Genomic DNA, 24,465 nt, shown 5'->3' on the forward strand with positions numbered 1-24,465 from the left:
TTACATCGAAAGCAGCGGGGCGTCCGATTGCTCGGCGATCAGCCCGTGGCGGCGACTATGCAGTCCCTCCACACGGACTTCGATGGAGCGCCCCTGAAGCTTGGCGATGGTTTTCTCGAGGATATCGACAGAAGTGATGTCCCAGAAAGTCGCATCGGCAAGATTGATTTCGACCGTCCTGGCCTGTGTCTGAAAATCGATGGCCTCATAAAGCATGTCGGCCGAAGCGAAGAAAACCTGTCCCTTCACAAGGTAGGAATCCGTCTCTTCTGTTCTGTTTGTCTCGACACGCAGCATGCCCATGGCGCGCCAGGCGAAAAAGACACCGCTTAACAAGACGCCGATTGCCACACCTGCGGCAAGATCATGGGTTGTGACAGTCACAAGGACGGTGACGATCATGACCAGACTCGACAATTTGGGATGACGCATCAGGTCACGCAAAGAACCCCAGGCGAATGTACTGACGGAGACCATGATCATGATGGCAACCAGCGCTGCCATGGGTACCCGCGCGACGTAGCTGTGCAGCAGCACCATCAGAGCGAGCAGAAATGCGCCCGCCGTAAAAGTGGAGAGCGCCCGCGCCCGCCATAGCGCAAATTGCCGACTGTCTGACCGATCATGCCGCATCCGGCGATCCCGCCGAACAGGCCGACAAGAATGTTCGAAATGCCGAGACCTGTGCATTCCATGCGTGGTTCGCCATGTGTGTCCGTATGATCGTCCACAACGCCCGCCGTCATCAGGGATTCGAGCAGACCAACTGCGGCCATTGCCAACGCATACGGCATCACGATTTCGAAGGTTTCAAAAGTGAACGGGACATGAGGAAGAATGAGGGACGGCAGACCGTTGGGCAGGGCGCCCAGATCGGCCACTGTATGGACCGGCATCGGGTGCCAGATCGTAATGAGCGTCAACACCACGATACAGATCAGGGGCGACGGTATGGCCGTCGTCAGGCGTGGGACCAGGTAGATAATGGCCAGCCCCAGCGCAATCAACGCATAGGTATGCCACGTGACATGCAGCATCTGGGGCAGCTGGGCGGCAAAGATCATGATCGCCAGCGCGTTGACGAACCCTGTCTGCACCTCTTTCGAGACGAAATGCATCAGCACGTGCAATCGCATCAGGCCGAACAGGATCTGCATCCCACCAGCGAGAAGCGTCGCGAGAAACATGTAGTCAATGCCGTGACGGTGGACGAGGGCCGCAGCCACCAAGGCGACGGATCCCGCCGCGCCTGAAATCATGCCGGGCCTTCCCCCCGTTATGGCGATCGCGATGCTGATGACGAAGGATGCGTAAAGCGATACGGCGGGAGAGACGCCAGCGATATACGAAAAGGCGATCACCTCGGGGATGAGCGCAAATGTGCCAACCATGCCGGCCAGCACCTCGCGCAGCGGGCTGAAAGCCCACTGTGCGCGATAAGTTGAGAGATTCAACAGACGTCTCCTAGCGAATGACAAGACAAAAGATTTTCTCGTCGTATTCCGGCCCGACGCGGCAATGATGCCGTGAAACTAGAAAGAGCGGTGCAGGATCGCAAGGGGAAATGACAAAAACTGCTCTCCGGTTGAAAGCAGAAAATTTTCTCGCTCCCTGCCGGGCCATTTGCGGGCTGTCCCGCTCACCTGTGAGAAAAGGGTCTGGATGGCGAAAATAATCTCGCCAAAGGGGCTAGACGTTTGCCGCGCAGTTCTCTAAATCGGGCCTCGCTATGTGGCGGATGTAGCTCAGTTGGTAGAGCGCCGGTTTGTGGTACCGGTGGTCGCGGGTTCGAGTCCCGTCATTCGCCCCAGCACTTCCCAAAAAAGCAGCCATTCGATTCTGGGGCCGAGCTTCCCCGAGACGTGTTCGCTCTCCGGGCGTTTTTTCGAACGCCCTTCGAGAAGTGGTTTTTTACGAGCCGTCATTCCTCGGGCTGGCTCAGCTGCGCGCGTAGACATCGTCCAGACGAACGATATCGTCTTCACCAAGATAAGGGCCGGATTGCACTTCGATCAGGGTAAGTGCAATTTTCCCCGGGTTCGCGAGGCGGTGGGTACAGCCCAATGGCAGATAGACGCTCTCATTCTCGCGGATGATCAGCTCTTCTGAATCCCGCGTGACGACAGCCGTACCCGCGACAACGACCCAGTGTTCCGCCCGGTGGAAATGCTTCTGCAGGGACAGGATCTGCCCCGGATTGACGTGGATGCGCTTGACCTGAAAGCGATCGCCCCGGATCAGACTCTCGTAGAAGCCCCAGGGACGATACATGCGATTATGAGTTGTCGCCTCTAACCGACCGGCTTTGGTAAGCTGGGCCACCATTTTTTTGACATCCTGGGCCCGGTCGCGATGTGACACCATGATGGCGTCTTCAGTGACCACCACAATCAGGTTATCGACCCCCATCACGGCTGTAACCGTGCCATCCGAGCGGACATAGCAATTACTGGTGGTGTCTAAAAAGACCTCACCAGAGGTGACGTTGCCGTTCTCGTCCTTGTCGCTGATTTCCCATAAAGCATCCCAGCTGCCGATATCCGACCAGCCGAAACTGGCAGGCACGATGGCGGCAACGCGTGTGCGCTCGGCGACAGCATAATCGATGGAAATGTCCGGCGATTGATCGAACATCTCTGGAGCCAGACGCTCGAAATCGAGATCCGTCTTGCGGTGTGCAACCGCTTGCCCGACATGCGTATGAATATCGGGCTCAAAAGCCTCGATTTCGCGGAGCAAGATATCGGCACGAGCGACAAACATCCCGGAGTTCCAGGAATAACGTGCATCCTTGATGAGCTCCGAGGCGCTGGCGAGATCGGGCTTTTCCATGAAGCGTGCGACATGAAACGCTCCCGGCATAGCAGGAATTTCGTCCCCACGCTCGATATAGCCGTAGCCGGTCTCTGGTTTGTTGGGTTGGATGCCGAACGTTGCGATAAAGCCCTTCTCGGCAGCCTCGACGGCTGTGTCGAGCGTTCTGTAGAGTGCCGCAACATCGCTGATGGCGGCATCGGCGGCCATGACCCATAGAATGGCTTGTGGGTTTTCCTCTGCCACTAAAAACGCCGCCGCAGCGATGGCCGGAGCAGAGTTGCGGGCGGATGGCTCCAGAAGAATACGCGCATCGTCGATCTCGATGGCGCGTAATTGCTCGGCGATAATGAATCGATGGGCAGCGTTGCACACAACGATAGGCTGACCCAGATTTGCGTTTTTGCCACGCAGGGCTGTTTCCTGCAGCAGGGTCTTGTCGGTCAGCAGGGGCCAGAACTGCTTGGGAAAGCTGCCCCGTGAAACCGGCCAGAGCCGGCTGCCGGAACCACCAGACAGAATGACCGGAACGATAAGGGGCTTTGAAGGGCAGAGTGCAGACGACAAGACGGTATCCCGTAGAGAAGCGCTGAGCCGGGGCGCTCGTGTTGAGACTAAAGAATAGACGCTCGCAAAAGCAGGCCGGGTGAGAAGTTACCGTGTCTTCTCTAGTCGCGCCATGGGGCGGCTACTGCCAGACCGAGTGCCAGCAGGGTTTGGGCGGTAACCGTGCTCTCTGCTTCGGCGTAGACGCGCAGCTCTGGTGCATTGCCTGAGGGGCGGAAATGCACAATTGCTCCGCTCTCGAAAGTCAGACGCAGCCCGTCACTCTCATCGATATGGGCAACAGACCCGAAGGACGTGCTGAAGGGTGCCAATGCTGAATGGTGCTTCAGTCCGTCGCGGAGGGCGGCAATGTTCTCTCGACTGCGCCGGGTAGGGAGAGGGGACAGGCGGTCACTCACCGTGTAGCGCTGGGGCAGAGTTGCGCAGAGGCAGAGAGGTCATCGCCCTCGTCGCGCGCCGCCATCAATGCGCACAGCATCGGCAGCACGGCATCGCGCGTCGCAGCGCCTTAAGTGTTTTGCCATTCAGCGTCACAGACGTTGCCAGGAGGAAACCGCCATTGGCCTCATAGCCGATTGATGGGGCAAAGCCCTCTTGAGCGGCTTCAGTCATCGCGTCGACGACAAAGGGTGAGCCGATGCGGGTGCGGGAAATCCGTTCGGCGAAGGCTGCTTTTTCGAGGGCTGTATTGCTGTTGACCGGGGTGGCGACCGCCCGGGCTTGCAGGTAGCGTGCCGCCAGAATACCGAGCACATCGCCGCGAAGCCAGCTTCCCTCCCGGTCCGCCAGAAGCGGTCGATCCGAATCCCCGTCAGTGGTCAGAAGGGCATCGAATCCTATCTCTTGAGCCCAGCGGCATGCGGCTGCCGCATCTTCCGGGCGGACAGCTTCGGTATCGACGGGGAGGAAGTCTTCGGAGCGTCCAAGCGGGATGACGATGGCGCCCATCCCTTCAAGCAAGGGGATAAGGGCATCACGGCCAACGGCTGAGTGCTGATAGACGCCGAGCCTGAGGCCCTTGAGGGCGGTATCGCCGAAGAATAGTCGGTATCGCGCAGAATAGGCTGTCAGGACGTCATGAGCTGCAGGCAGATCGATCTTGGTGAGCAGGGCGCCTGAATGATCAAACCAGCCATCAGGCAGGGTCACGCGCTGTTCACGCATCCCGGCTTCGTCCTGCTTGAGGAACTCGCCGGTTGCGCGATTGAACTTGATGCCGTTTCGATCGGCCGGGATATGGCTGCCCGTCACCATGAGAGACGGTATGGCGCGATCATAGGCGTAGAGGCAGAGTGCCGGTGTGGGGACAAAGCCACAGAACAAGGGCACACCGCCCGCGTGTCGAATCGCTGCCATGCAGGCGCGCAAGATACGCGGCGTGCTGGGACGTAAATCGCCCGCGACGGCGACCGAGACGCCGGGGCCGAATTCGTCGAGGCTTTCGAGATGGTGCAGGTAGCCCAACGTGTAGGCGAAGCACACATCATCGGTCATGGCGGCAACAAGTCCGCGTGCGCCGCTGGTGCCGAACCCCACCCCGGAGCGCTGCATCCACTCGGAAATAATCACCGAGCCATCCGTGTCAGTTTGGCGAGAAGCATTTCTGCAAACGCCTTCGCCATGCCTTCTTCGATTAAGTGCGCCTCAGACACGACCATAGCCGAAGCTGTTGCGTGCCCGCGGGGCGAGGCGGCAGCAGAGCCAGCCCCCCTGGCCCATATCCGGCGTATTCTGATCGGTTGCCGGGGTCAGATAGCCATTAGGCAGCAAGACATAATGGGAGATGTGCAGTTCCGGCCCTTTGAGGAAGACATTGCGCCAGATCTTGCCATCGACGGTGTATTCTTTAAGTGTCCAGGTGCCATCCAGCGAGTCCGAGCGGTTGAACATCATGTCTTCTGCCCAGAAAGACTGTCTGTGCAGACGATAGCGTCCAGAGCTGGCCGTCGGCCCACCATCCAGAACCAGCTCGATTGAAATATTGCCTTGTGGTGTTGGTAACGGATTGAAGCCGTACCAGTCGCCATAGACAGGCCCGGTCGGGTCTGTGCAGGCCGGAAGTGTGCTGAGGGTTGCCAGAGCGATCGAGAGGCTGCCAAGTTGCGAAAGTGTTTTGAGCAGACGTGTCATGAGCGTTTTCCGGCAGGGAGGGGGACCGTCGATGCGGTCTTGTGAAAGAGACGATCAAGCCCGTCTTGCAAGGCGAGAGGAGACAGGCCCAAACGGCTCTGCATAGGCTGGATGGAAAATGCCTTATCTTCAAGTAAGCGTCTGATCTCGGCGCGCCCGATTGACGGAAAACCCGGTATTTTCGCGGCAATCGGCGCTATAAATTCGAGTATAATACCCGGGACAGGCAGGTAGACTCGTCGGCCGAGCCCCGCTGAGCGGAGAATGGCGTCGATGAATTCGCGATAGGTTGTCGCTTCCGGACCTGCGATGACGAGCGCTTCCGGGCCGGTCAGTTGCCCCGTTTCTGCCAGAGTGAGTGCGGCAAGCACAGCGTCTGTCACGTCATCCTGATAGATAGGCTGCACGAGGGCGCGCCCGCCATTGGGAAGCGGGATGAGCGGAAGCCGGCGCAGTAGAGCAGCGAGGCGCTGGACGTTATTCTCCCCCTGAGCCCCATAGATCATGGTCGGATGCAGGATCATCCCCTTGCGTCCCGAGTGCAGAAGCGCATTCTCTCCTACCAAGACGCCATTGCCATGCGCGTCGGGCCAGCGGGTAAATTTTCGCGTACTGCCGAGCGCGATCAGAGAAGCCTTGCTGGGTGACGCTTCCAGAATAGTCGGGATATGCCGCGCGTGAGCGGTCGAGACAATCCTCTCTGCGTCATGCAGCGCTGCGCGCAGAGTCTGGATGTCTTCAAGATGGGCAGTACGAAAGGTGCTTCGCAGAAACTCAGGGAGGTTTTCCGGCCTACGGACGACAGGGATCACCGTTTCACCAAGCGCTTTCAGAGCGCGCGCTATGGCTGAACCCGAGCGTCCGGTTGCACCGATGAGATGGACGGGTGATGCCATGCTCAGTTTACGCTGGAAGACAGGGTAGGCGGTGAAATCCAGCGCTGTGCAAGGTCGGGGTTCTTCGAGAACTGCGGCGCGAGACGCTTTACAGACGCAGCATCGACGGGCTCTGGCGGATGGAAGGAGATGGTCAGACTGTGACCGGAAGGCGTGTTCAGGAACTCTGGAACGGCGCTGAGGCCGGGGGCGCGCTGGGTAATGAAGGCAAGGGGGATGGCCAGCATTTCCTTCAACTGCGGCAAGGTCTGGTTGCGCTGCGCAGCCACGCGGGTAAGCAGCGTATCGATGTTGGTCGCATCGTCGCGGTAACTTAATTCCAGCGATGTCAGGGCTGGTGGATGCGCGACATCAGGATTTTCGACATTGTTTATGCTTGCGTGCCACTCGAAGCCAAAAGATTTGGGTGTCATGGCGGCCAGAGCGAGAGTGCTTATGAACGTCTTTGTGTCTGTCGAGACTTCCTGGGTCAGGTTGGTGATGTGAATTCCGTCAGGAAGGAAGGCCGCTAAAGGCGACGAGGAGGGTACGGTGATGCTGATGTTGTGGGACTCGCCCCTTGCAAGCATCTTGTCGCCCTGTTTCCAGCGACGCCCGGTGCTCGTCTCAACGAGAGTTCGAATATCGAACAGCGAGAAAGAAAGACCGTGCGTCTCAGCATTGCTTGGTGTCTCTGCGACGTCGCGGAGCGGGGTTGTCTCGGCAGGGATGGGGTCGCGCGCGAATTGCTCGGCCCATGCAACAATCCGGGCATAGCGCGTCCCCGTCTCGTGTATCTCCTTAACGTCGAGAACGACGGGTCCAGCTGGCAGGTGCGTCAGGCTGTGTAGTTTCTGGGACAGCACACTGTCAGGTGAACAGGCTGCATGCGCGTCATGCAGCGACCCGGCATTGCCATCGTCATGGCCATAATTCTCGAGGGTAGCTTCCGACAGGGTGAGCGCACAGCCATTGGTTGAGTTCAGGGAAACTCCGTGAATCTGGCCATGACGGAAATGAATTTGTGATGCAGGCGGCAGTTCGCTGACATCGCGCTTATCGACGCTGATCGGCGGAAGCAGGAGTTTGCTGAGTGTGAGATCCTCGATCGTGCCGCTCAAGGTCCCTGGATCGACACATCCTCGGCATGAATGCGTGAAAATTTCAGACCCGTCGACAGATAGCCATTCGGGTTGTTGATCGTCAGGACGCGGGCTTTGAAGGTCATATTCCCTTTTATAAAGCGCGCATTGTCGAAACCGGCACCCCGGGCGAAAAAGCGAGGGTAGGCGTGATCGTATTCGAATCTTGCGTCTGGCGGGAGGTTGGCGCGCAGACTGGCGAGCGCCCGTTGCAATTCGGCTCTGGACTCGTGCCGCACGCCGATGCCGCCTAGTCCGACAACAACGAGGCACAAGCCTGCGACAAGCAAAGGTCTCTTCACGTCAGATCATCCTCAGAAATACCGCTTCGACAGACGGGCGCATGTTAGTCCGGCTTTGCGCCAGGGACAATCGCGTGTCAAATAATGTGGTATAAAGATACCGCAATACAAAAAATGGCGGAAATCAGCCATTTTCTGGGGATGGAGACTCTCAAAAAAGCTTGACCTTAGGCGCAGGACATCCGATAAGGCGCCCCCAATACCAACACATGTTGCTGGATCAGTCCGAACCATGAAGACCACACCTTCGTTAAAGCCTGCAGAGGTGACGAAAGGCTGGACCCTGATCGACGCCGAAGGGCTCGTTCTTGGCCGCCTCGCCACCATCATTGCGACCCGCCTGCGCGGCAAGCACAAGCCTCAGTTTACCCCGCATGTCGATTGCGGCGACAACATCGTCGTGATCAACGCCGAGAAGATCGTCCTGACCGGCAACAAGGTGGGTCAGAAGCTGTTCCATTATCACACGGGTCATCCCGGTGGTATCAAGGAGCGCACGATCACGCAGCGCCTCGAGGGCAAGAACCCGGGCAGCGTCGTCGAGAAGGCAGTCGAGCGTATGATTACGCGCGGCCCGCTGCAGCGCGCCCAGATGAAGCATCTGTATGTCTATGCCGGTGACAAGCACCCGCATGAGGGGCAGCAGCCGGTGAAGCTGGATGTTGCGTCCATGAACCGCAAGAACACCCTCAACGTGATCGAGGCCTGAGAGATATGTCTGAAACTCAAGAGCGCACGGGTACGCTTCAGGACCTCGCTGGCATCGCTCCTGCAACGCAGGCTGCACCGGTGCACGAAGTCAAGCGTGATGCACAGGGCCGTTCCTACGCAACCGGTCGTCGTAAGGACGCCACTGCTCGCGTATGGATCAAGCCAGGCAAAGGCGACATCATCGTCAATGGCCGTCCGGTCACGACTTATTTCGCTCGCCCGGTTCTGCGCATGCTGATCACCCAGCCTTTCCTGCTGACCGATCGCTACAACCAGTTTGACGTTTATTGCACAGTCAGGGGCGGCGGTCTCTCCGGCCAGGCTGGCGCAGTCCGTCATGGCATTTCGCGCGCGCTGACCCATTATGATCCCGCTCTTCGTGGTATCCTGAAGGTTGCTGGCTTCCTGACGCGTGATAGCCGCGTTGTGGAGCGTAAGAAGTACGGCCGTGCCAAGGCACGTCGTTCCTTCCAGTTCTCCAAGCGCTGATTTCTTCGGGCCTCTCGGCCCGGCGATATCAAGGGCTTCAAAAAAACCCGGCCTCGCGAGAGGTCGGGTTTTTTGCGTCCAGACTCTTCATCCGACCGTTTTATCCCTGCCTAAAAATATCGGGGTCTTATCTGCGTAATTTGCAGAGGCCTTTATGGCGTCTCAGGCAGCGTTACGCTGATCGCTTGCTACGTAAGCTGACAGCGAGGGCGGTATATCGAAATTAAGTTCAGGGCTGTGAACCTAATTTCGATTGCCCGTGTATGATCCGAAATTATAGAGCATCAGAAATGAAGAAGGTATTTATGGGTAATTCCTTCGTTGTAAAAAAAGTATTTCTTTCTATCGGTACGCTCTACCTAAAGTTTTAAACTCTTACATCAATGATTTCAGAGGTTTCGGATACTGTCCTTCTGCCTGTGGCGCGACACTTCAGAAGTGAACTCGCCTTATATTTCGGATGATGGATGGAAAATACAGTTATGACGATGTCGATCAGGAGTCTACTGAGTGAAACCAACGAAGAAAAAAGGGCTTCATACGGAATAAATGCAGCGATGAGAGACGACCTTACTCGGTCGATGCGCCGGTGGAGAGGCCCCATTGGTCGGCTTATGTTCCTCGTATCGGATTAATTGACTGCTGATGATCTAGGCGGTGTGAGGAGTGAATGCTTCATGAAACGATGAATAAAACTGTCCATGCTGCCCGTTAGAGTAATGCTGCCAAAAGAGAGAGTCAAAATAGTAAGCTTAGTATTTACAACGGATATTAATAATCCCGCCGTCACCTGAAAATTCGGATCGATGTAGGTGTTTTTTGTGACAGTTCGAATAGTGCTGTCTTCTACATGTTGGGGAGAGACGTTTTAAGTAAGTAAATGCGCTTTTCAATGATTTCCTCAAGAACAATGAATGCCCAAAGGCTCAAATCGGGTCAAAGGCGGCACAGAGAGCCGAAATGAATAGAGAAGGTTTTGGACTTGAGTCGTGTCGAGCTATGAAAAATATGAAGCTTCGATATCTCAAAGTCATCGAAGAAATATTCAATGCTCAGTCTCTGGTCGGAGCATCGTCAAAACTGAACTTGACGCCGACCGCTGTCTCGAAGGCTTGTTTGGAAGCAGAGAACATTCTCGGGCTCAAACTTTTCACGAGATCGAATTCCGGAATGACACCGACTGATATTTGTCTGCCCGTGGTCGAGGCCGGTAGAGTGATAAAATTTGAGCTTGAGAAACTTGCTTGTAAAGTAAATGAATTCAAAGAAATAAAATCAGGTGTGATCAATATTGGATTTCAGGCTCCAGCACTTGAATCAAGAATGATGCAGGTCATATCTGCGTTAAAGATGAAATATTCTTCTATAAAAATAAGAGTTCTCTACAAGGAAAGGCCTATTATAATAGACATGCTTGAGAAGGGGGATTTGGATTTTGCCTTTGTGGATTTTTTCCAGCTAAATCAGAACGACAAGCTTAATCTTTCTGTGATGCATTGCGATAATTGCTTTGCCGCCTCACGCGCAAATTCACTTTCTCTTCCCGAGCTCCTGATGGGGTGGCAAGAAAACAGGTGCAATTTATGGGTCTTGCCTGTGAAAGGTATCGCCCTTCGGGAGCGTTTCGACGCAATCTTGTCGGCGCGCGATCTGCGGCCTCCGTTGAATATTATCGAGTATAACTCTTCAGTGGGTTTGAACGATTTATTTCACTATTCCAACGGATGGGGCATCGTACCGTTTTATACGGTGCCTCTTGAGCAAAAGCATTTCCTCAGTGAGAGAAGGTACGAGCTTCTCGATGAGATGAAGCTTGAAAGTGGCCTGATATGGCTCAAGAACCGGACTCGCTTGCCCCATATTGAGGATGCGATAAGAATGTTTGCCGAAAATGAGGTGGAGAACACGGAAAGCGGACGCTGTTTCCCGACCTAATTAGCCCGGAGGGTTTACGCTCGATTTTCGTCGACAGGCCTCAGAACAATAGCGCACGCGTTCCCAATCACGAGCCCATTTTTTCCGCCACGAAAAAGGGCGCTTGCACACGGGGCAAATTTTCTCAGGCAGATCAGCTTTATCTGGCCCTCGGGCTACACGCCCTTTGCCTCGGCTCATGACAGGTTCGATCCCTTTCCGCAAAGTGGTGCTTAACGTCAATTGCCGGGAAGGTTTCAGTTTCCTGTAGTCTGCATCGTCTTTTCTTTCAGGGAACCTACTCTTCGCTCAAGCGCTTGCCAGAGGACTTCAGATCCGATTCAGAATATCGCCAGGAGCGTTCCCATGCCTTTCATTACCACCAGCGACGGAATACGGCTGCACTACAGGGATGAAGGGCGTGGTCGTCCTCTGGTCATGATCCATGGATGGACATTCTCTGGGCAGTTCTTCCACCGCAATGTCCCGGCGTTGTCGCAAAATGCTCGTGTGATCACTCTGGATCTGCGAGGCCATGGTGACTCGGATAAACCCGAGCATTCCTATCGTATCCCGCGGCTTGCTGCCGATTTGCGCGACTTGCTTGAGGCGCTCGAACTTGACGATGTGACCGTTCTCGGCTGGTCGATTGGCTGCCCGATTATCTGGTCCTACCTTGAGCTCTTCGGCAAAACCCGTCTGCGCGACGCGATTTTCGTACAGCAAACCCCGCGACAATATTTTTCTTCCGAATGGAAATTCGGTCATGCGGCTTGCTATGATCAGGCTGGTCTTGCCGAGACAATTCAGAAGCTCACCTTGGCTCCGGAGGAGTTCGACAAGCAGAATTTCTCTGATTGCCTCGCCACTGAGCCGGAAGAAGACGAACGTGCCATGCTCTTGGCGGAAATGGCGAAGAGTCCTGCCTATGCCCGCGCTGCGATGATGGCGGATCATACGGTGCACGACTGGCGCGATCTGTTACCCCATGTCGATTTGCCGGCTCTCATGATGATTGCCGAAAAAGACGCTGTGCTGGTGCCTGAGGGACCTTCCTGGGTTGCTGAGAATATGCCGAATTGCCAGGCTCTTCGCTTCGAGAAGAGCTCCCACATGCTTTTTCTTGATGAAACGGAAAAATTCAATGAGGCGGTCAAGGAGTTCCTGAATCGATGAGCTCCTTTCCGTTTCAGTACGGCGTGAACGAATTTACGACACAGCTTGGTCTTTTGAAGAAGATGTCGCGCGTTACGCGGCGCTCAACGTCGATGCCATAGAAATCTGCGAAGCCAAACTGGACCCGCAGCGCACGGAGCAACAGCTGCGTGCCGCGAAACAGGCCGGGCTTGCGATAAGTGCGGTCCAGCCAAAAATTCGTACCTTCTTCAGCAGCAAGATGGCACCTGAACCTGAGGGTATCGAAGCGCGTGTTTCCGCATTCGCCCAGAGTATGCGGACGCTCTCCCCTCACGTAGAAGGGGCGCCTTTCGTTATGAATACCGGCGCGCCGCCAGAGGGAAATATGCAGCGCTGCCTGGACGAGACCGTGCACCATCTGCGTCGCCTCGCACCGCTTGCCGCCGATCTGGGCGTTACGATTGCGATCGAACCGCTGAACCCCACGTCGATCAACATTGAAACGGCGATCTGGACGATCGATCAGGCGCTCGATTTGCTGGACGCTGTCGGCCATGAGGCGTGTGGTCTCTGTCTGGATTACTGGAACATCTGGCAGCAGCCGGACTGTGCGCAAGCTATCCGCCGTGCCGGACGACGCCTGATGGTGGTACAGGCCAGTGACTGGCGGACACCTTATTCCGGGATGGATCGTCTCATTCCTGGTTCAGGCAGCATACCTCTGGGCGAGCTTTTGCACGCGACAGCCGAAGCAGGTTTTCGAGGGGCATGCACGCTGGAAATTTTCTCCTCAGGGTACCCGATTCGCTTTATGATCAGGACTTGTCCGAGGTTGTTCATCAGGGGCGTCTGGGTTTGGAGCGGGCCTGGAATGACTACCGATCGGCTGAACACTCAGTTTGATCTGTTCCGATTACTAAAGTCCTCTCTGATCGAGATGCGCGACAATGCCGGGGGAGCTGAATGGTCTCCTCCGGTGTTTTCAATTCTTCCTGTCGCTTCAATAAGGCGTAAAAACAGTCGGGCTGGAAGACCTTGCTGCGCGCTTATGCGGCGGAGCGGGTTGAGATTGCTGAACTGCTATCCGTTGGTTTCTCAGTGTGATGGCTGGGGCGGTGGCCTGTTGCCCGAGCTCGGTGGCCATTGCGTATGAGGTCGAAAAGATCTGACCATGGCAGAAGGTGAGAAGTTCTTTAAGGGAAGCCGTGGTTTCCCGACTTTTCTAATCGTGGATTAATCAAAAGACAGTGAAATCGTCGGTTCAGATTTTATTGCGTTTTGAGGAGGGGACACGAAGCGAGGGTTTCTGTCCTGTATTTCAGGACCGGTACGGAAAATAGTCAAGAACTTAATATATACGACATAAAATGTGATAAATCCTGTCATTTACTATAAACAAAATCTAATTCTCGCAAGAAGAAAGTATAGAAACAATATAAATTTGTTTGTTTAAATGAAACAAAACGGACTATGCAAGATGACTCATTCTCACGAAGTCGTTCTGACGAGAATTTTGGTTTTCGTCTGAAGGCTCGATCCCTGTTTTTTATTTCGAGCGATGGGCTAGAGATGTCACCCGGTGAGAGGGTATTGTCACTCCGGCATGTCACATCTTTCCGGATGGACAGCTCGTTTTTTGTTAGAATGACCCACCTAGGGTTTTTCGAGATGCTTTTTTCACTGGAGTAGAGTCTGACTTTGACCGACGACCCCGATTTCCATCTCATGGATGAACGAGGGCGCCGTATCCGCAAAGCCCGGACCCATGGTCGGAAGTCCATTTTCATGGTTCCAGGCGATGTGGATTTCGTCTGGCTGGTTTCGCGCCTCTGCATCCCAAGAGAGCCTTCTGAGGGTGAGCAATCAAAGCGTGGTGTTCTCGTCGGCGGTGTCACATTTTTCGACTCACGTCGCTCACGCAATCTCACGGAGCACCTTGCCAAGCGCCGTTGGAGGGGTGGGACCACGTTCTGGGCGAGGGGTGCCGGTGGACTTCAGGTCATGCGCGGCTCCCTCTTACCAAGCGAGACAGTTACGCTCAGGGGGTTCTTTCTATCGAAATTCTGTCCAATGAGACTTACAGCCTTGAATGAGTGTGAAACCGTCTAGGTGACCACCCGTTTCTCAGGCGATGAGATCTCTCTCTTGTGCCTCGCTGAGCGCCGCGCGCGCCGCTTGCGCTCCCAGATCAAAACCCCGGTCACGGTGAGAAGCGCGGTGACAACCCCGCTTAGGCAGACAAGGGCGCGGCCCACGCTTCCGGCCAGGCGCCCGCTATGAAAAGGATCCTGACCCTGCAGAATCAGATCGCCGAGTTTGCCCTGGGGCGCAAACACAGCCTGTGTTGTCGCGCCGGTATCGAGAGCAATCGTGATCAGGGGGCTTCCGAAGCCTGACGGAAGCTCTCCCGTGTCTGAGAAAAGATAAAAAAGGGCCCGATCCGGCGCGTGGGTAAGCATGAGGGCGGCGGGATGGGCCGTCCAGCCATGTGCGTGCACCACTTCGAGGGCGCGTTGTTCCGCCGCGTCAAGGGTAAGCACGTGGGGGCCACCCGGCAGAGCAATCTCTTCACTAAGTGGCGCCATTGGGAAAAGAGAGCGAATGGCCGGCTGAAAGAGTTGTGGACCCAAAGCCAATGCGACTCCGCTAATGGCCATGCCGAGCAGTAAAAACCAGAGCCAGAGTCCGCAAGCCCGATGGAGATCGAAAAGAAGGCGGAGGATGTGCCGCGGTCGGAGGATCTTCCATGCCGGGCTCCATGCTGCCCAGAAGGCTCGTCTCCAAGGAGGGACGATTGCGGGAAAGGTCAGCAACAGACCGGTCACGCAATCGAGACTCCATACCAGCGCTGTCAGCCCGACAATCCATAGCCCTGTCTGACCTGCGGCGAGGGAGTAATGCAGACGGTAAATGAAAGGAAAGAGTGCGCGACGGTTGAGGCAGCATCCTTCAGTAAAGCGTGCGCCCAGTTCATGGGCGTCTCCGGGGTCGAGGAAGATTTCATCCGGTTCGGGAAGCTTTGCTGCGTTTCGTCCCGGTGTCAGATAGGCATGCACCGTCTCATGCAGGCCTGGACGATACTCGAGGGCGATCACGGGCTGGTCAGGGTGTTGTTGCTGGATGCGTTCGAGGAGAACGGACAGGGGGAGGTGGCGGTCAACGGTCTGGGTACGAAAAAAATCAGGATTGAGCATCGCGTCGAGTTCGTTGCGATACACGCTGAGACTGCCCGTGAGGCTGATGACGATAAGCAATGGCGCCAAAGACAGGCCAATATAGCGATGCGCCAGAACAAGAGCGTTGCGTGACCGCTTCAAAGGCCAGAACGCACTCTCATTCTGTCTTTTCCGTGTGGGGCGTTTGGCGACCCGTTCCGACCGGTTGGCGATAGGGGTAATTCCTGAATGAGCGCATCCGCTTATGCACGGCGCAAGCCGGATCCGACCGAGAAGAATCGGACCTTACGCACCGGATCACGATCTAGAGAGGGCGCAAGTGATAGTCAATCGCATCGTTTAGGAGCACGCCTTTGAGCATTGTCGCCTGAAAACACCCGTGATGATGGGCAAAACAAAAACCCCGCCATGAAGGGCGGGGCTTGTTGAGATCTTTATAAAGGCTGACGGCCTGGTGAGCGGGCGCCCGCTTCAGATGTCGAACCGGCTTGGTAAAAGGACCAGATCACGCACGACGGTCCCTTGACGGCGGGTCAGCATGAAAATGAGAGCCTCTGCGACGTCTGTGGGTTGCATCATGCCACCGTTTTCGAGAGCGGCCTTGCGGCGCTCGGGATCCCAGTCGTCGATGAGCGGCGTCACAACCGGGCCCGGCTGTATCGCACTCATCCGCACGCCGTGAGGGGCGAGCTGACGACGACATGTGTGGGTGAAGGCCTGAATGGCATGTTTGGAGGCCGTATAGACGGGCTCCACCATCACGGGCACGACTCCCGCAACCGAGCTGGTGATGACGATGTCGCCACTGCCCTGTTTCATCATGGGCGCCATGGCAACGCGGGCAGAGTGAAGAGCCGCATTGATGTTGAGGATGAGCATGCGATCCCACGCATCCGGATCGCCTTCCCAGGCATCGCCACCCACATAAGAGCCCGCATTGGCGAACATGATGTCGAGACGGCCCTGCTCCTTCAGAATACGGTCTACGGCCTCCTGAATGCTGGCATGGCGAAAGAGATCGACCTCGATACCATGCAGGTTTTCGCCCAGCTCGGCGTGCGCCTTCTCCATGGCCGCCTTGTCGCGGTCGAGGACGTACACGACGGCACCATTGGCGATGAGGTGACGGACGCATTCCAGGCCGATGCCTGAGGCACCGCCTGTAACAGTGGCGATTTTATTCTGAAGTGGGAGCGACATGCTTGCCTACCTTCCTGTGCTCTAGCGCTCTTTTTTTGGGAGAGAGCGCCGGAGGTCAGGCAGTCAAGGCCCGACCTTGCGATGACAGGAAGGATCGCATGCGACTCAGCCTCGGCTAAATGACGATGTTGTCAATCAGACGCACAGTATCGAGAGCCACCGCCGCCATAAGGCGCAGAGGGTCATTATTTCTCTCGGCAGGCTCGAGAGTCTCGGCGTGACAGCAATCGAGATAATCGATTGGCGCGAAGCCTGCGTTTTTCAGGGCGGAAAGGCCGGTATTGAGGGCCTCGTTGATCGGGGTGCCTTGTCGGATCGAATTTGCCGTTTCCTGCATGATGCTGTGCAGCTGCGGCGCGATCTCGCGGGCCTGTGGTGTGAGACGTCGATTGCGTGAAGAAAGGGCCAGCCCGTCCCTTTCTCTCAGCGTTGGACAGCCGATAATCTCGATCGGCAGGGCCAGATCGGCAACCAGTCGGCGCACGATCTGAAGCTGTTGCCAGTCTTTCTCGCCGAAAAAGGCGCAATCGGCTCCTGTGATCGTGAAAAGCTTGGTGACCACGGTTGCCATGCCGTCGAAATGCCCCGGTCGATGCGCGCCTTCCAGACGGGTCGAGAGCCCCCCGACATGCACAGCGGTGCAATAACCCGCAGGATACATGGTCTCGACAGAGGGAATGAAGACGGCGTCGGTCCCGGTAAGGAGCGCGATATCGTCCTCTTCCGTGCGGGGGTAGAGCGCCAGATCGGACGGGTTGTTGAACTGGCGCGGATTGACGAAAATCGAGACGATCACACGCTGACAGGTTTTTCGCGCCTCGTTCACGAGGCTCAGATGGCCCTCATGCAGAGCACCCATGGTCGGCACCAGCCCAATACGCTCTCCTGCGGCCTTCCAGGCCGCAATTTCAGCGCGTAAGGAGGGGATCGTGCGAAAGATCATGGTTTGTCCCCAAAACTATGCTCTGCGTCGGGGAATGCGCGCTGCCTTACATCGTCTGCATAGGCCGCAAGGGCCTTGGCTGCGTCATCGGCCAGGGTGGCATAACGCTTGACGAATTTCGGCTTGAAGTCGGCGAACAGTCCTAACATGTCGTCAATGACCAGGATCTGTCCGTCGCAATCCGGCCCGGCGCCGATACCGATGGTGGGGATTGCGAGGCATTCGGTAATGTCCTGGCCAAGGCTCCGGGGCAGTTTTTCCAGCACGATCGCAAAAGCGCCTGCCTCTTCCACCGCGCGGGCATCTTCCATGACACGTTGCGCATCCTCATTGCGCCCCTGCACCTTGTAGCCCCCCAGAACATTCACGGCCTGGGGAGTCAGCCCGATATGTCCCATGACAGGCACGCCGCGCGCGACCAGAAACGCGATGGTCTCTTTCATCTGCACGCCGCCTTCGAGCTTAACCGCTGAAGCGCCCGTCTCAGCCAGAAGGCGCGAGGCATTGCGAAAGGCCTGAGCCGGACTTTCCTCATAGCTGCCAAAGGGCATATCCACGACACAGAGCGCCTTCTGGATTCCCCGCATGACGGCCTTCCCATGCAGGATCATCATCTCCATCGTCACGCCTAGTGTGGAGGGCAGGCCATGCAGGACCATGCCCACGCTATCGCCCACCAGAACGATATCGCAGGCGGCGTCGGCGAGACGCGCGATCGGGGTGGTATAGGCTGTCAGGCAGACGAGGGGTGTCTGTCCCTTGCGTGCCAGAACAGAGGCCGGGGTCAGGGTCCGGATGGGGGTTGAAGCGCTCATGGAGGCCCTTTCAAAGCAGTGCTGTCTGACACGCAACGCGCGAGGGCGAGGCGCAGGGTCCTCTCCCCGCAGGAGCGATCCTTTCACGATCCGGTCAGGCGCAGGTCGCGTTCTTCTCTCTCCCCGACAAAGGGTGTCAAGATGAGGCGAACTGGATAGAGTGTCACGACAATCGACCTGAAGATGGAACAGAACATGGTTTCCGAGAGCGCCGCGCTGCAATTCACCATCGAGCCCACGAGCAATCCGACATTGGCGGATCATCGTGCAGAGCTGATCGCCAACCCGGCTTTCGGCCGGATTTTCACCGATCACATGGCGATTGTGAAATACAGCGAGAACCGCGGCTGGCATGACGCCAGAATCACCGCTCGCAAACCGCTTTCTCTCGATCCCGCAGCGGCGGTTCTGCATTACGCACAGGAAATCTTCGAGGGCATGAAAGCCTATCGGACCGAGAGCGGCGGCATTGCCGCTTTTCGTCCGGAAGAGAATGCCAGACGTTTTCGTGCCTCGGCCGAGCGCATGGCGATGGCCGATCTTCCGTCTGAGATTTTCATCAAGGCTGTCGATGAACTGGTCAAGATCGATCAGGATTGGGTTCCTGCCGGGGAAGGCAAAAGCCTTTATCTGCGCCCCTTCATGATCGCGACCGAGGTGTTTCTCGGTGTGAAGCCAGCCTCGGAATATCTGTTCATGGTCATTGCCTGCCCTGTGGGCGCGTATTTTGGCTCGGGTTGTGTCTCGGTCTGGGTTTCCGAGGATTACACGCGGGCAGCGCCGGGCGGCACGGGTGCGGCTAAATGCGGCGGCAATTATGCAGCCAGTCTCGTGGCTCAGCGTGATTCAAAAACGCATGGCTGCGATCAGGTGCTGTTTCTCGACAGCCGTGAACAGCGCTTCATCGAAGAAATGGGCGGCATGAATGTCATGTTCCTGCGAGATGACAACACGCTTGTCACGCCTCCGCTCACCGGAACCATTCTGCCGGGTATCACCCGCGATGCCATCTTGCAGCTCGCCAGGGATCGCGGCCTGAAGGTGGAGCAGACGCCGCTAGAAGTGGACGAGATCTTCGCTGGAGCCGCCTCGGGGCGGTACAAGGAGGCTTTCGCCTGCGGCACCGCTGCCGTCATCAGCCGATCGGGGTTCTGCGCCGTAACGGGGGTGAGGCTGTCTTCGGAGATGGCAAGACACCCGGAGAGGTGTCGACCGGCCTCAAGAAAGCCCTGACGGACATTCAGGCGGGTAAGACGAATGATGCCCATGGCTGGATTCATCCGATCGTCTGACGCTTGTCCCCTCTCCAGTCCGGATCGGTCCCGGCCGTCTCTCGACAGGGCGGCCCGGGAAAGATTCTGCTGGGTCAGTAGTTCTCGTCGATTGCTTCAGGCGGCGGGCTGCGCCTTTCCGGCTCGACCGTACGGCTCATGGCCGCCACTTCTTCATCGTTTGAGGCAGGAGTGGGGGTAAATCCCGGGTGTTCGCTCCGACGTTCGAGTAGGACACTCTCAAGAGCGGACGGGTCTGCGGCCTCAGCCTGTCGGAAAAGCTGTTCTGCCTTTTCCTGATCGCCCTCTTCTTCAGCGCGCAGAGCAGCCTCGGCGAGAGCCCGGGCGCTGTGATGCTTGTTGTCTTCCCCGTCAAAAGCTGGGGTTTCAAAGTGATCGTTGGCCATGATGCCTCTCCTTGTCATCAGGCAAAACACCTCCGACGCAGCCCGGTTCGTTTTTGTGGACCTGTGCGCTCCTGTACTTTATGAGCGGGGCTTTCGTGCAGTCATGACGTGAATGGATAGAATGGAAGCGGTCAGATCCGCAGCGCAGAATGTCCGATGGCAAGAAAAACGGGATGCGCTCGTCCAGGCAATATGGGCGGCTCATGACGGATCTGCGCCGCTGGTCATGGGGATCGTCAACGCCACGCCTGACTCGTTTTCCGATGGAGGGCGCTACGATCGACCAGATGCGGCCATCGCACAGGCCCGCCGACTGAGTGCGGAAGGGGCTGCCCTGATCGATATCGGGGGAGAGTCGACCCGTCCCGGTGCTGAATTTGTCTCTGTCTCTGAGGAAATCGCGCGCACGCGTCCGGTTTTTCAGGCGTTGCAGGACGAGGCCGCGTTTCTCTCGATCGACACCTATAAAGCCAGCGTCGCGCGCGAGGCGGTTCAGGCCGGGGCCGTCATGGTCAATGATGTCTGGGGCATGCAGCGTGATGCCGCCATGGCTGACACGCTGGCAGAGACCGGAGCTGTCGCCGTCCTGATGCACAACCGTGACACGATCGACCCCGCGCTCGATTTACACGCGGCGTTTCGCCGCTGGTTCGACGCAGTGCTCGGTCAGGCTGAGCGGGCGGGGATCAGTCGGGATCGGATCGTGCTGGACCCGGGAATTGGTTTCGGCAAGACAGATCCGCAAAATCTGGAGAGCATCCGGCTCATCGCGGCGCTCAGAGCAGAGTATCGTTTGCCGGTGTTGCTTGGCCTGTCGCGCAAATCGCTTTTCGGCCGTCTTCTCGGTCGGCAGATCGAAGACCGTCTGGCAGGAACACTGGCCTCCAATCTGTATGGCGTGCGACAGGGAGCCGCTGTCTTGCGTGTTCACGATGTCAGTCAGCATGTCGATGCGGTGAAAATGACAGCGTGGCTTCACACGTCTGCCTCGCAACAGGAAAGTGCTCTGCCTGCATGACACAGTCGATTATCCGCCTTGAAGGGCTGACGGTTTTCGGGCGCCATGGCGTGCTCCCCGAAGAAACCCGGCTCGGGCAGAAATTCGTGATCGATCTCGTGGCAACCGTGGATACCGAGGGCGCGACACGAGACGATGATTATCAGCAGGCTGTCTGTTACGCCGCTCTCTGCGACCGGATGGTGACGCTGACGGCGGGTGAGCCGGTGCAGCTTATCGAGACGCTGGCCGATCGGATTGCCCGCGATCTTCTTGCGCATTTTCCGACGCTCGCCCATGTGACGGTGCGCGTCAGCAAACCGGGCGCACCGATTGCTCATCCCTTCGGGATGGTCAGTGTCGAGACGTCGAAGGCGCGCCTTCTGCCGGTCGGGTTCTCACTCGGCTGCAATATGGGCGATCGTGCGTCCGCTTTGAATTTGGCGGTTACCTGGCTTGGCCTGATACCGGGTCTGACCCTTGAGGCAGTCTCCGGGCTTTACCGCACCGCGCCATGGGGCGTCGTCGAGCAACCTGACTTCTATAATCTGTGTGCCACAGGCCGGACCAGCCTCGATCCCATGACCTTGCTGCGCCATTGCAAGGAGATCGAGACCCGTCTCGGACGTGTGCCCTCCGTGCGCTGGGGGCAGAGGGCGATGGATGTCGATCTGCTCTATCTGGGCACGCAGGAAGTAAAAAACACCGTTCTGAGTTTGCCGCATCCGGGCATCGCCCAGCGCGCTTTTGTACTCGTTCCTCTTGCGGAAATTGCATCGGAACAGAAAATCAGTGGACTTTCCGTTTCGGACATGTTGGACAGGCTCCCCCGCGAGGCTAATGACGTTGTCCCCTGCGCGGAAGACCCGTCTTGCATTGCCGAGGACCAGAAATGACCAATCCGACTGCCGATCTCGTGGCGCTGGATGCCGCCCGCCACAAGGGGCAGGGTGGGGAGCGCCCCATATCACCGATTGCAAAACCCGAAGACGCCCAGATGCGTATCGCTGGAGCCGTGCGCGAGATCCTCGAAGCGCTGGGCGAGGACCCCAATCGTGAAGGGCTGTTCGAGACGCCCGATCGCGTCGCACGCATGTATCTCGACGTGCTGGGCGGCCTGCATGAAGATCCGCGGGATCATCTGCACAAGCAGTTTCTGGCCGATCAGCATGAAGGGGCCGTGATCGTTCGCGATATCGGATTCCACTCGATGTGCGAACATCATCTCCTGCCGTTTTTTGGCAAGGCTCATGTGGCTTATTTGCCAGAGGGCGGTCGTCTGACGGGGCTCAGCAAAATTGCACGTACTGTCAATGTGTTGGCACGCCGTCCTCAGCTGCAGGAGCGCCTGACAGACCAGATTGCCGCGTCGATCATCGAAGTGCTCGAACCCAAGGCGGTTATGGTGCTGGTCGAGGCCGAACATATGTGTATGGCTATGCGTGGGATACGCAATGTCGGCAGTCGTACGGTGACGACGGTCGTGCGCGGTACCTGGCAGCGTGATGCTGCCTCGCGTGCAGAGATTATGTCGCTTCTCAAGGGATAAGCCTCACGCTGCTGTGGCTTGACGCGTGGGCGCAGACCTCTCTTCATGATTGATTGGAAGAGAGAACATGAAAACGCGTCTGGCCCTCTACACCCTGATGATGTCCCTCTCGCTTGCAGCATTCTGTCCCGGTTCGGGACGCGCTGCAGATGAGAAGGATGACACCCCGGACCTCGGCGCAGCACTGGTCGATGACAGCATCGATGAAGGGTATCGGCCGAGCGGCAATGTCGTGGTCATAGGCCGGTTCTGGGATGCGCAGCCTTCGGGCATTGCTATTTTATGCGATCACCGTCTTGTCCTTGGTTTTCCGCGTAGCCTGCACGATCATGACGGGCCAAGACTGGCGCTGTTCGATCATGGAAAACTGACCCCTTTTCCCAATGCCGAGAGCCAGGGACGTTTTGTTTCGCCGCTCGGGATGACGGTCGATGCCAGTGGGCAGCTCTGGGTTCTGGATGAGGGGATCCTTGCGGATAAAGGCACGGTGCCGGGAGCAGCGCGTCTGATTCACATCGATCCGGTGCGCGCACGGATCGTCGAGGAGATCCCCCTGGCCGCGCCGGCTCTTCGTTCTGACAGCCATCCGAATGATGTCCGTATCGACCTGACCCATGGCGACCGCGGCGTTGCGTTTATCACCGATTCCTCTCTGACTGTGCATCCAGCCCTGATTGTGGTCGATATCGCGACTGGGGTGCAGCGCCGCATTCTGGCCGATACAGGACCGGTCATGCCGCGCCACGGGTTTCTCGCAGTGCTTGATGGCAAGGCGTCTCGCTATAATCCTGACAAGCCGACCATGGCGCAGGCGGGGGGCTAATGGGATCGGACTGAGCGCCGATCAGCAGACACTTTTCTGGCAGCCTTTGACGAGCCGTGAGCTTTATTCAGCACCGACGGCAGTATTGGCAGATCCGAAGGCATCCGAGACGGAAATCGAATTTAGCGTGAAAGATGAGGGCGAGGCAGGAATGGGCGATGGGATGGCCACCGCGCCAGATGGTCGTCTGTTCCTGACCGATATCGAACGTCATGCCATTCTCGAGCGCGCATCCGATGGGACGATTTCGGTCGTCGCGCATGATCCTCGTCTGATCGCCCCTGACGGTCTCGCTTATCGCGACCACATGCTCTACGGCACGATTGGCCAATGGTCGCGTCAGCCCGCCTTTCATGGCGGGCATGATCAACAAAAGCGTCCGTGGCTGTTGGTCAAAATATGCGTGCCGCTCTCTGCGCCCTGAGGGTGAGCCGGGGGCGGAGTGTCAACAGAAACCGGGCGTTTAACTATCGGCGTTGAGCGATAACGACGCCTCGGAAACGCGACTATCCTGCATCAAGGTCGAGATTAATGTCTCCAGAGGTTCCGATCCATTGGAGGAAACCATGAGGCTGACGCAGATGGCGGCCTGCTCCTCCTCTTCCTCACTCAGGGAAAGCCTGCCGATCGTGTAATCGGCGTCCTCCAGCCTTGCCTTGAGCAGCTGGGTCATTTCCTGAACCGATTGACGGCAGGTCAGGACGCGCAGGGCGTAACCGGCTTCCATCGATTTCTGCTGAAGCGGAATGCGGTCAATAGCCCGCACGATGGGCCTGAGCAGAGTGTTCCCGGCAATGATGAAAAAGGTCAGTAAAATGCCTTCGGCCAGCATGTCACTTCCGACACAGGCGCCGACGGCAGCAGAACACCACAGCGTCGCCGCCGTGTTCATACCGCGGACTGTTGCCCCTTCCTTGATGATGGCGCCAGCCCGATGAAGCCAATCCCCGAGACAACATAGGCGATGACGCGCAGTGACTCGACGTCGCCCGCGAGTCTCTGTGCGAGATCGACGAAAGCCGCGCCTCCAAGCGCGACCAGGGCATTTGTACGTACGCCGGCCGTACGCTGCCGATATTGTCTTTCAGCTCCGATCAGCGTGCCAAAAATGAAGGCACTCAACAGGCTGATACTGGAATCCCCGAACGAGCTGAGGTCGAAAGTGTCAATGAACCGCACGGGAGCTCCTGATTTCAGCAAGTG

At 57.2% G+C, this 24,465-nt stretch carries 23 protein-coding genes, 1 tRNA gene and 3 pseudogenes; 12 read left to right on the forward strand and 15 right to left on the reverse strand.

Going from position 1 to position 24,465, the window contains the following annotated elements:
* A pseudogene (locus JCM15831_RS17195) lies at positions 1-1,454 on the reverse strand (SulP family inorganic anion transporter).
* Positions 1,455-1,734: 280 nt separating this feature from the next.
* Between JCM15831_RS17195 and JCM15831_RS06655 the strand changes: the two are divergent.
* Positions 1,735-1,810: transfer RNA gene (locus JCM15831_RS06655), tRNA-His, on the forward strand.
* A gap of 128 nt (positions 1,811-1,938) precedes the next feature.
* Here the strand turns inward: JCM15831_RS06655 and JCM15831_RS06660 are convergent.
* From JCM15831_RS06660 to JCM15831_RS06690, 7 genes are all read right to left on the reverse strand, one after another.
* Positions 1,939-3,381, reverse strand: coding sequence for a mannose-1-phosphate guanylyltransferase/mannose-6-phosphate isomerase (locus JCM15831_RS06660; RefSeq protein ID WP_025823646.1), 1,443 nt, complete (start codon positions 3,379-3,381; stop codon positions 1,939-1,941).
* A gap of 101 nt (positions 3,382-3,482) precedes the next feature.
* Entirely contained in the window at positions 3,483-3,779 is a 297-nt protein-coding gene (locus JCM15831_RS23915; protein WP_373277615.1) for a hypothetical protein, read from the reverse strand.
* Positions 3,780-3,843: 64 nt separating this feature from the next.
* Positions 3,844-4,950 (reverse strand): phosphohexomutase domain-containing protein, encoded by a 1,107-nt coding sequence (locus tag JCM15831_RS17200; RefSeq protein WP_373277616.1) that lies wholly within the window; start codon positions 4,948-4,950, stop codon positions 3,844-3,846.
* A 75-nt stretch (positions 4,951-5,025) separates the two neighbouring features.
* Positions 5,026-5,511 (reverse strand): hypothetical protein, encoded by a 486-nt coding sequence (locus JCM15831_RS06675; protein WP_025823647.1) that lies wholly within the window; start codon positions 5,509-5,511, stop codon positions 5,026-5,028.
* A complete protein-coding gene (locus JCM15831_RS06680; RefSeq protein ID WP_025823649.1) occupies positions 5,508-6,407 on the reverse strand; it encodes an SDR family oxidoreductase in 900 nt (299 codons plus the stop codon). The genes JCM15831_RS06675 and JCM15831_RS06680 overlap by 4 nt, the downstream gene beginning before the upstream one ends.
* A gap of 2 nt (positions 6,408-6,409) precedes the next feature.
* Positions 6,410-7,507 (reverse strand): hypothetical protein, encoded by a 1,098-nt coding sequence (locus JCM15831_RS06685; RefSeq protein WP_025823651.1) that lies wholly within the window; start codon positions 7,505-7,507, stop codon positions 6,410-6,412.
* Positions 7,504-7,830: a hypothetical protein gene (locus JCM15831_RS06690; protein WP_025823653.1), complete on the reverse strand. Its 327-nt coding sequence runs from the start codon at positions 7,828-7,830 to the stop codon at positions 7,504-7,506. Before JCM15831_RS06690 ends, JCM15831_RS06685 begins: the two co-directional genes overlap by 4 nt.
* Positions 7,831-8,062: 232 nt before the next feature.
* Here JCM15831_RS06690 and rplM point away from each other — a divergent pair, with 232 nt between their 5' ends.
* From rplM to JCM15831_RS06705, 3 genes are all read left to right on the forward strand, one after another.
* Complete coding sequence (gene rplM / locus JCM15831_RS06695; protein ID WP_025823655.1) at positions 8,063-8,539, forward strand: 50S ribosomal protein L13; 477 nt, start codon at positions 8,063-8,065, stop codon at positions 8,537-8,539.
* A 5-nt stretch (positions 8,540-8,544) separates the two neighbouring features.
* Positions 8,545-9,030 (forward strand): 30S ribosomal protein S9, encoded by a 486-nt coding sequence (gene rpsI / locus JCM15831_RS06700; RefSeq protein ID WP_025823657.1) that lies wholly within the window; start codon positions 8,545-8,547, stop codon positions 9,028-9,030.
* Between the two features lie 960 nt (positions 9,031-9,990).
* Positions 9,991-10,965: a LysR family transcriptional regulator gene (locus tag JCM15831_RS06705; protein WP_084490586.1), complete on the forward strand. Its 975-nt coding sequence runs from the start codon at positions 9,991-9,993 to the stop codon at positions 10,963-10,965.
* Here the strand turns inward: JCM15831_RS06705 and JCM15831_RS20940 are convergent, their stop codons facing one another.
* Positions 10,966-11,145: a DUF2256 domain-containing protein gene (locus JCM15831_RS20940; RefSeq protein ID WP_084490587.1), complete on the reverse strand. Its 180-nt coding sequence runs from the start codon at positions 11,143-11,145 to the stop codon at positions 10,966-10,968.
* 165 nt (positions 11,146-11,310) lie between these two features.
* On the opposite strand from JCM15831_RS20940, the gene JCM15831_RS06710 reads away from it, so the two are divergent.
* Entirely contained in the window at positions 11,311-12,120 is an 810-nt protein-coding gene (locus JCM15831_RS06710; RefSeq protein WP_025823660.1) for an alpha/beta fold hydrolase, read from the forward strand.
* Between the two features lie 118 nt (positions 12,121-12,238).
* Positions 12,239-13,234 carry a sugar phosphate isomerase/epimerase family protein gene (locus tag JCM15831_RS20945; RefSeq protein ID WP_232228042.1) on the forward strand — a complete coding sequence of 332 codons (996 nt, stop codon included), beginning with the start codon at positions 12,239-12,241 and terminating at the stop codon, positions 13,232-13,234.
* A gap of 952 nt (positions 13,235-14,186) precedes the next feature.
* Here the strand turns inward: JCM15831_RS20945 and JCM15831_RS17210 are convergent.
* From JCM15831_RS17210 to panB, 4 genes are all read right to left on the reverse strand, one after another.
* Positions 14,187-15,398: a PepSY-associated TM helix domain-containing protein gene (locus tag JCM15831_RS17210; protein WP_035774003.1), complete on the reverse strand. Its 1,212-nt coding sequence runs from the start codon at positions 15,396-15,398 to the stop codon at positions 14,187-14,189.
* 330 nt (positions 15,399-15,728) lie between these two features.
* Positions 15,729-16,457 (reverse strand): SDR family oxidoreductase, encoded by a 729-nt coding sequence (locus tag JCM15831_RS06735; protein ID WP_025823669.1) that lies wholly within the window; start codon positions 16,455-16,457, stop codon positions 15,729-15,731.
* A 115-nt stretch (positions 16,458-16,572) separates the two neighbouring features.
* Positions 16,573-17,400, reverse strand: a complete 828-nt coding sequence (gene panC / locus JCM15831_RS06740) for a pantoate--beta-alanine ligase (RefSeq protein WP_025823670.1) — start codon at positions 17,398-17,400, stop codon at positions 16,573-16,575.
* Positions 17,397-18,215: a 3-methyl-2-oxobutanoate hydroxymethyltransferase gene (gene panB / locus JCM15831_RS06745; protein WP_025823672.1), complete on the reverse strand. Its 819-nt coding sequence runs from the start codon at positions 18,213-18,215 to the stop codon at positions 17,397-17,399. Before panB ends, panC begins: the two co-directional genes overlap by 4 nt.
* Before the next feature lie 195 nt (positions 18,216-18,410).
* On the opposite strand from panB, the pseudogene JCM15831_RS17215 reads away from it, so the two are divergent.
* Positions 18,411-19,507, forward strand: a pseudogene (locus JCM15831_RS17215) (branched-chain amino acid aminotransferase).
* Between the two features lie 74 nt (positions 19,508-19,581).
* Here the strand turns inward: JCM15831_RS17215 and JCM15831_RS06760 are convergent.
* Positions 19,582-19,893, reverse strand: coding sequence for a hypothetical protein (locus JCM15831_RS06760; protein ID WP_232228033.1), 312 nt, complete (start codon positions 19,891-19,893; stop codon positions 19,582-19,584).
* 121 nt (positions 19,894-20,014) lie between these two features.
* Here JCM15831_RS06760 and folP point away from each other — a divergent pair, with 121 nt between their 5' ends.
* The 5 genes from folP to JCM15831_RS23310 all read left to right on the forward strand — a co-directional run bounded on the left by folP (position 20,015) and on the right by JCM15831_RS23310 (position 23,686).
* Positions 20,015-20,911 carry a dihydropteroate synthase gene (gene folP / locus JCM15831_RS06765; protein ID WP_025823675.1) on the forward strand — a complete coding sequence of 299 codons (897 nt, stop codon included), beginning with the start codon at positions 20,015-20,017 and terminating at the stop codon, positions 20,909-20,911.
* Positions 20,908-21,786, forward strand: coding sequence for a 2-amino-4-hydroxy-6-hydroxymethyldihydropteridine diphosphokinase (gene folK, locus JCM15831_RS06770; protein WP_025823676.1), 879 nt, complete (start codon positions 20,908-20,910; stop codon positions 21,784-21,786). Before folP ends, folK begins: the two co-directional genes overlap by 4 nt.
* The gene (gene folE / locus JCM15831_RS06775) at positions 21,783-22,439 is read left to right on the forward strand and encodes a GTP cyclohydrolase I FolE (protein WP_084490589.1); all 657 of its coding nucleotides are present in this window, start codon (positions 21,783-21,785) and stop codon (positions 22,437-22,439) included. Before folK ends, folE begins: the two co-directional genes overlap by 4 nt.
* A 67-nt stretch (positions 22,440-22,506) precedes the next feature.
* Complete coding sequence (locus JCM15831_RS23305; RefSeq protein ID WP_269530366.1) at positions 22,507-23,262, forward strand: L-dopachrome tautomerase-related protein; 756 nt, start codon at positions 22,507-22,509, stop codon at positions 23,260-23,262.
* Complete coding sequence (locus tag JCM15831_RS23310) at positions 23,204-23,686, forward strand: L-dopachrome tautomerase-related protein (protein WP_269530368.1); 483 nt, start codon at positions 23,204-23,206, stop codon at positions 23,684-23,686. The genes JCM15831_RS23305 and JCM15831_RS23310 overlap by 59 nt, the downstream gene beginning before the upstream one ends.
* Positions 23,687-23,725: 39 nt before the next feature.
* Here the strand turns inward: JCM15831_RS23310 and JCM15831_RS23920 are convergent.
* Positions 23,726-24,441, reverse strand: a pseudogene (locus JCM15831_RS23920) (MgtC/SapB family protein).
* Between the last annotated feature and the right edge of the window lie 24 nt (positions 24,442-24,465).

This window comes from Asaia astilbis JCM 15831 (assembly GCF_000613845.1).
Taxonomy (GTDB): domain Bacteria; phylum Pseudomonadota; class Alphaproteobacteria; order Acetobacterales; family Acetobacteraceae; genus Asaia; species Asaia astilbis.

Bases quoted from the DNA above. Each gene is read 5' to 3' on its own strand.
- JCM15831_RS06675 (WP_025823647.1), bottom strand. From the start codon at position 5,511: ATGACACGTCTGCTCAAAACACTTTCGCAACTTGGCAGCCTCTCGATC.
- JCM15831_RS06680 (WP_025823649.1), bottom strand. From the start codon at position 6,407: ATGGCATCACCCGTCCATCTCATCGGTGCAACCGGACGCTCGGGTTCA.
- rplM (WP_025823655.1), top strand. From the start codon at position 8,063: ATGAAGACCACACCTTCGTTAAAGCCTGCAGAGGTGACGAAAGGCTGG.
- rpsI (WP_025823657.1), top strand. From the start codon at position 8,545: ATGTCTGAAACTCAAGAGCGCACGGGTACGCTTCAGGACCTCGCTGGC.
- JCM15831_RS06705 (WP_084490586.1), top strand. From the start codon at position 9,991: ATGAATAGAGAAGGTTTTGGACTTGAGTCGTGTCGAGCTATGAAAAAT.
- JCM15831_RS20940 (WP_084490587.1), bottom strand. From the start codon at position 11,145: ATGAGCCGAGGCAAAGGGCGTGTAGCCCGAGGGCCAGATAAAGCTGAT.
- JCM15831_RS06710 (WP_025823660.1), top strand. From the start codon at position 11,311: ATGCCTTTCATTACCACCAGCGACGGAATACGGCTGCACTACAGGGAT.
- JCM15831_RS06735 (WP_025823669.1), bottom strand. From the start codon at position 16,457: ATGTCGCTCCCACTTCAGAATAAAATCGCCACTGTTACAGGCGGTGCC.
- panC (WP_025823670.1), bottom strand. From the start codon at position 17,400: ATGATCTTTCGCACGATCCCCTCCTTACGCGCTGAAATTGCGGCCTGG.
- panB (WP_025823672.1), bottom strand. From the start codon at position 18,215: ATGAGCGCTTCAACCCCCATCCGGACCCTGACCCCGGCCTCTGTTCTG.
- JCM15831_RS06760 (WP_232228033.1), bottom strand. From the start codon at position 19,893: ATGGCCAACGATCACTTTGAAACCCCAGCTTTTGACGGGGAAGACAAC.
- folP (WP_025823675.1), top strand. From the start codon at position 20,015: ATGGAAGCGGTCAGATCCGCAGCGCAGAATGTCCGATGGCAAGAAAAA.
- folK (WP_025823676.1), top strand. From the start codon at position 20,908: ATGACACAGTCGATTATCCGCCTTGAAGGGCTGACGGTTTTCGGGCGC.
- folE (WP_084490589.1), top strand. From the start codon at position 21,783: ATGACCAATCCGACTGCCGATCTCGTGGCGCTGGATGCCGCCCGCCAC.
- JCM15831_RS23305 (WP_269530366.1), top strand. From the start codon at position 22,507: ATGAAAACGCGTCTGGCCCTCTACACCCTGATGATGTCCCTCTCGCTT.
- JCM15831_RS23310 (WP_269530368.1), top strand. From the start codon at position 23,204: ATGGCAAGGCGTCTCGCTATAATCCTGACAAGCCGACCATGGCGCAGG.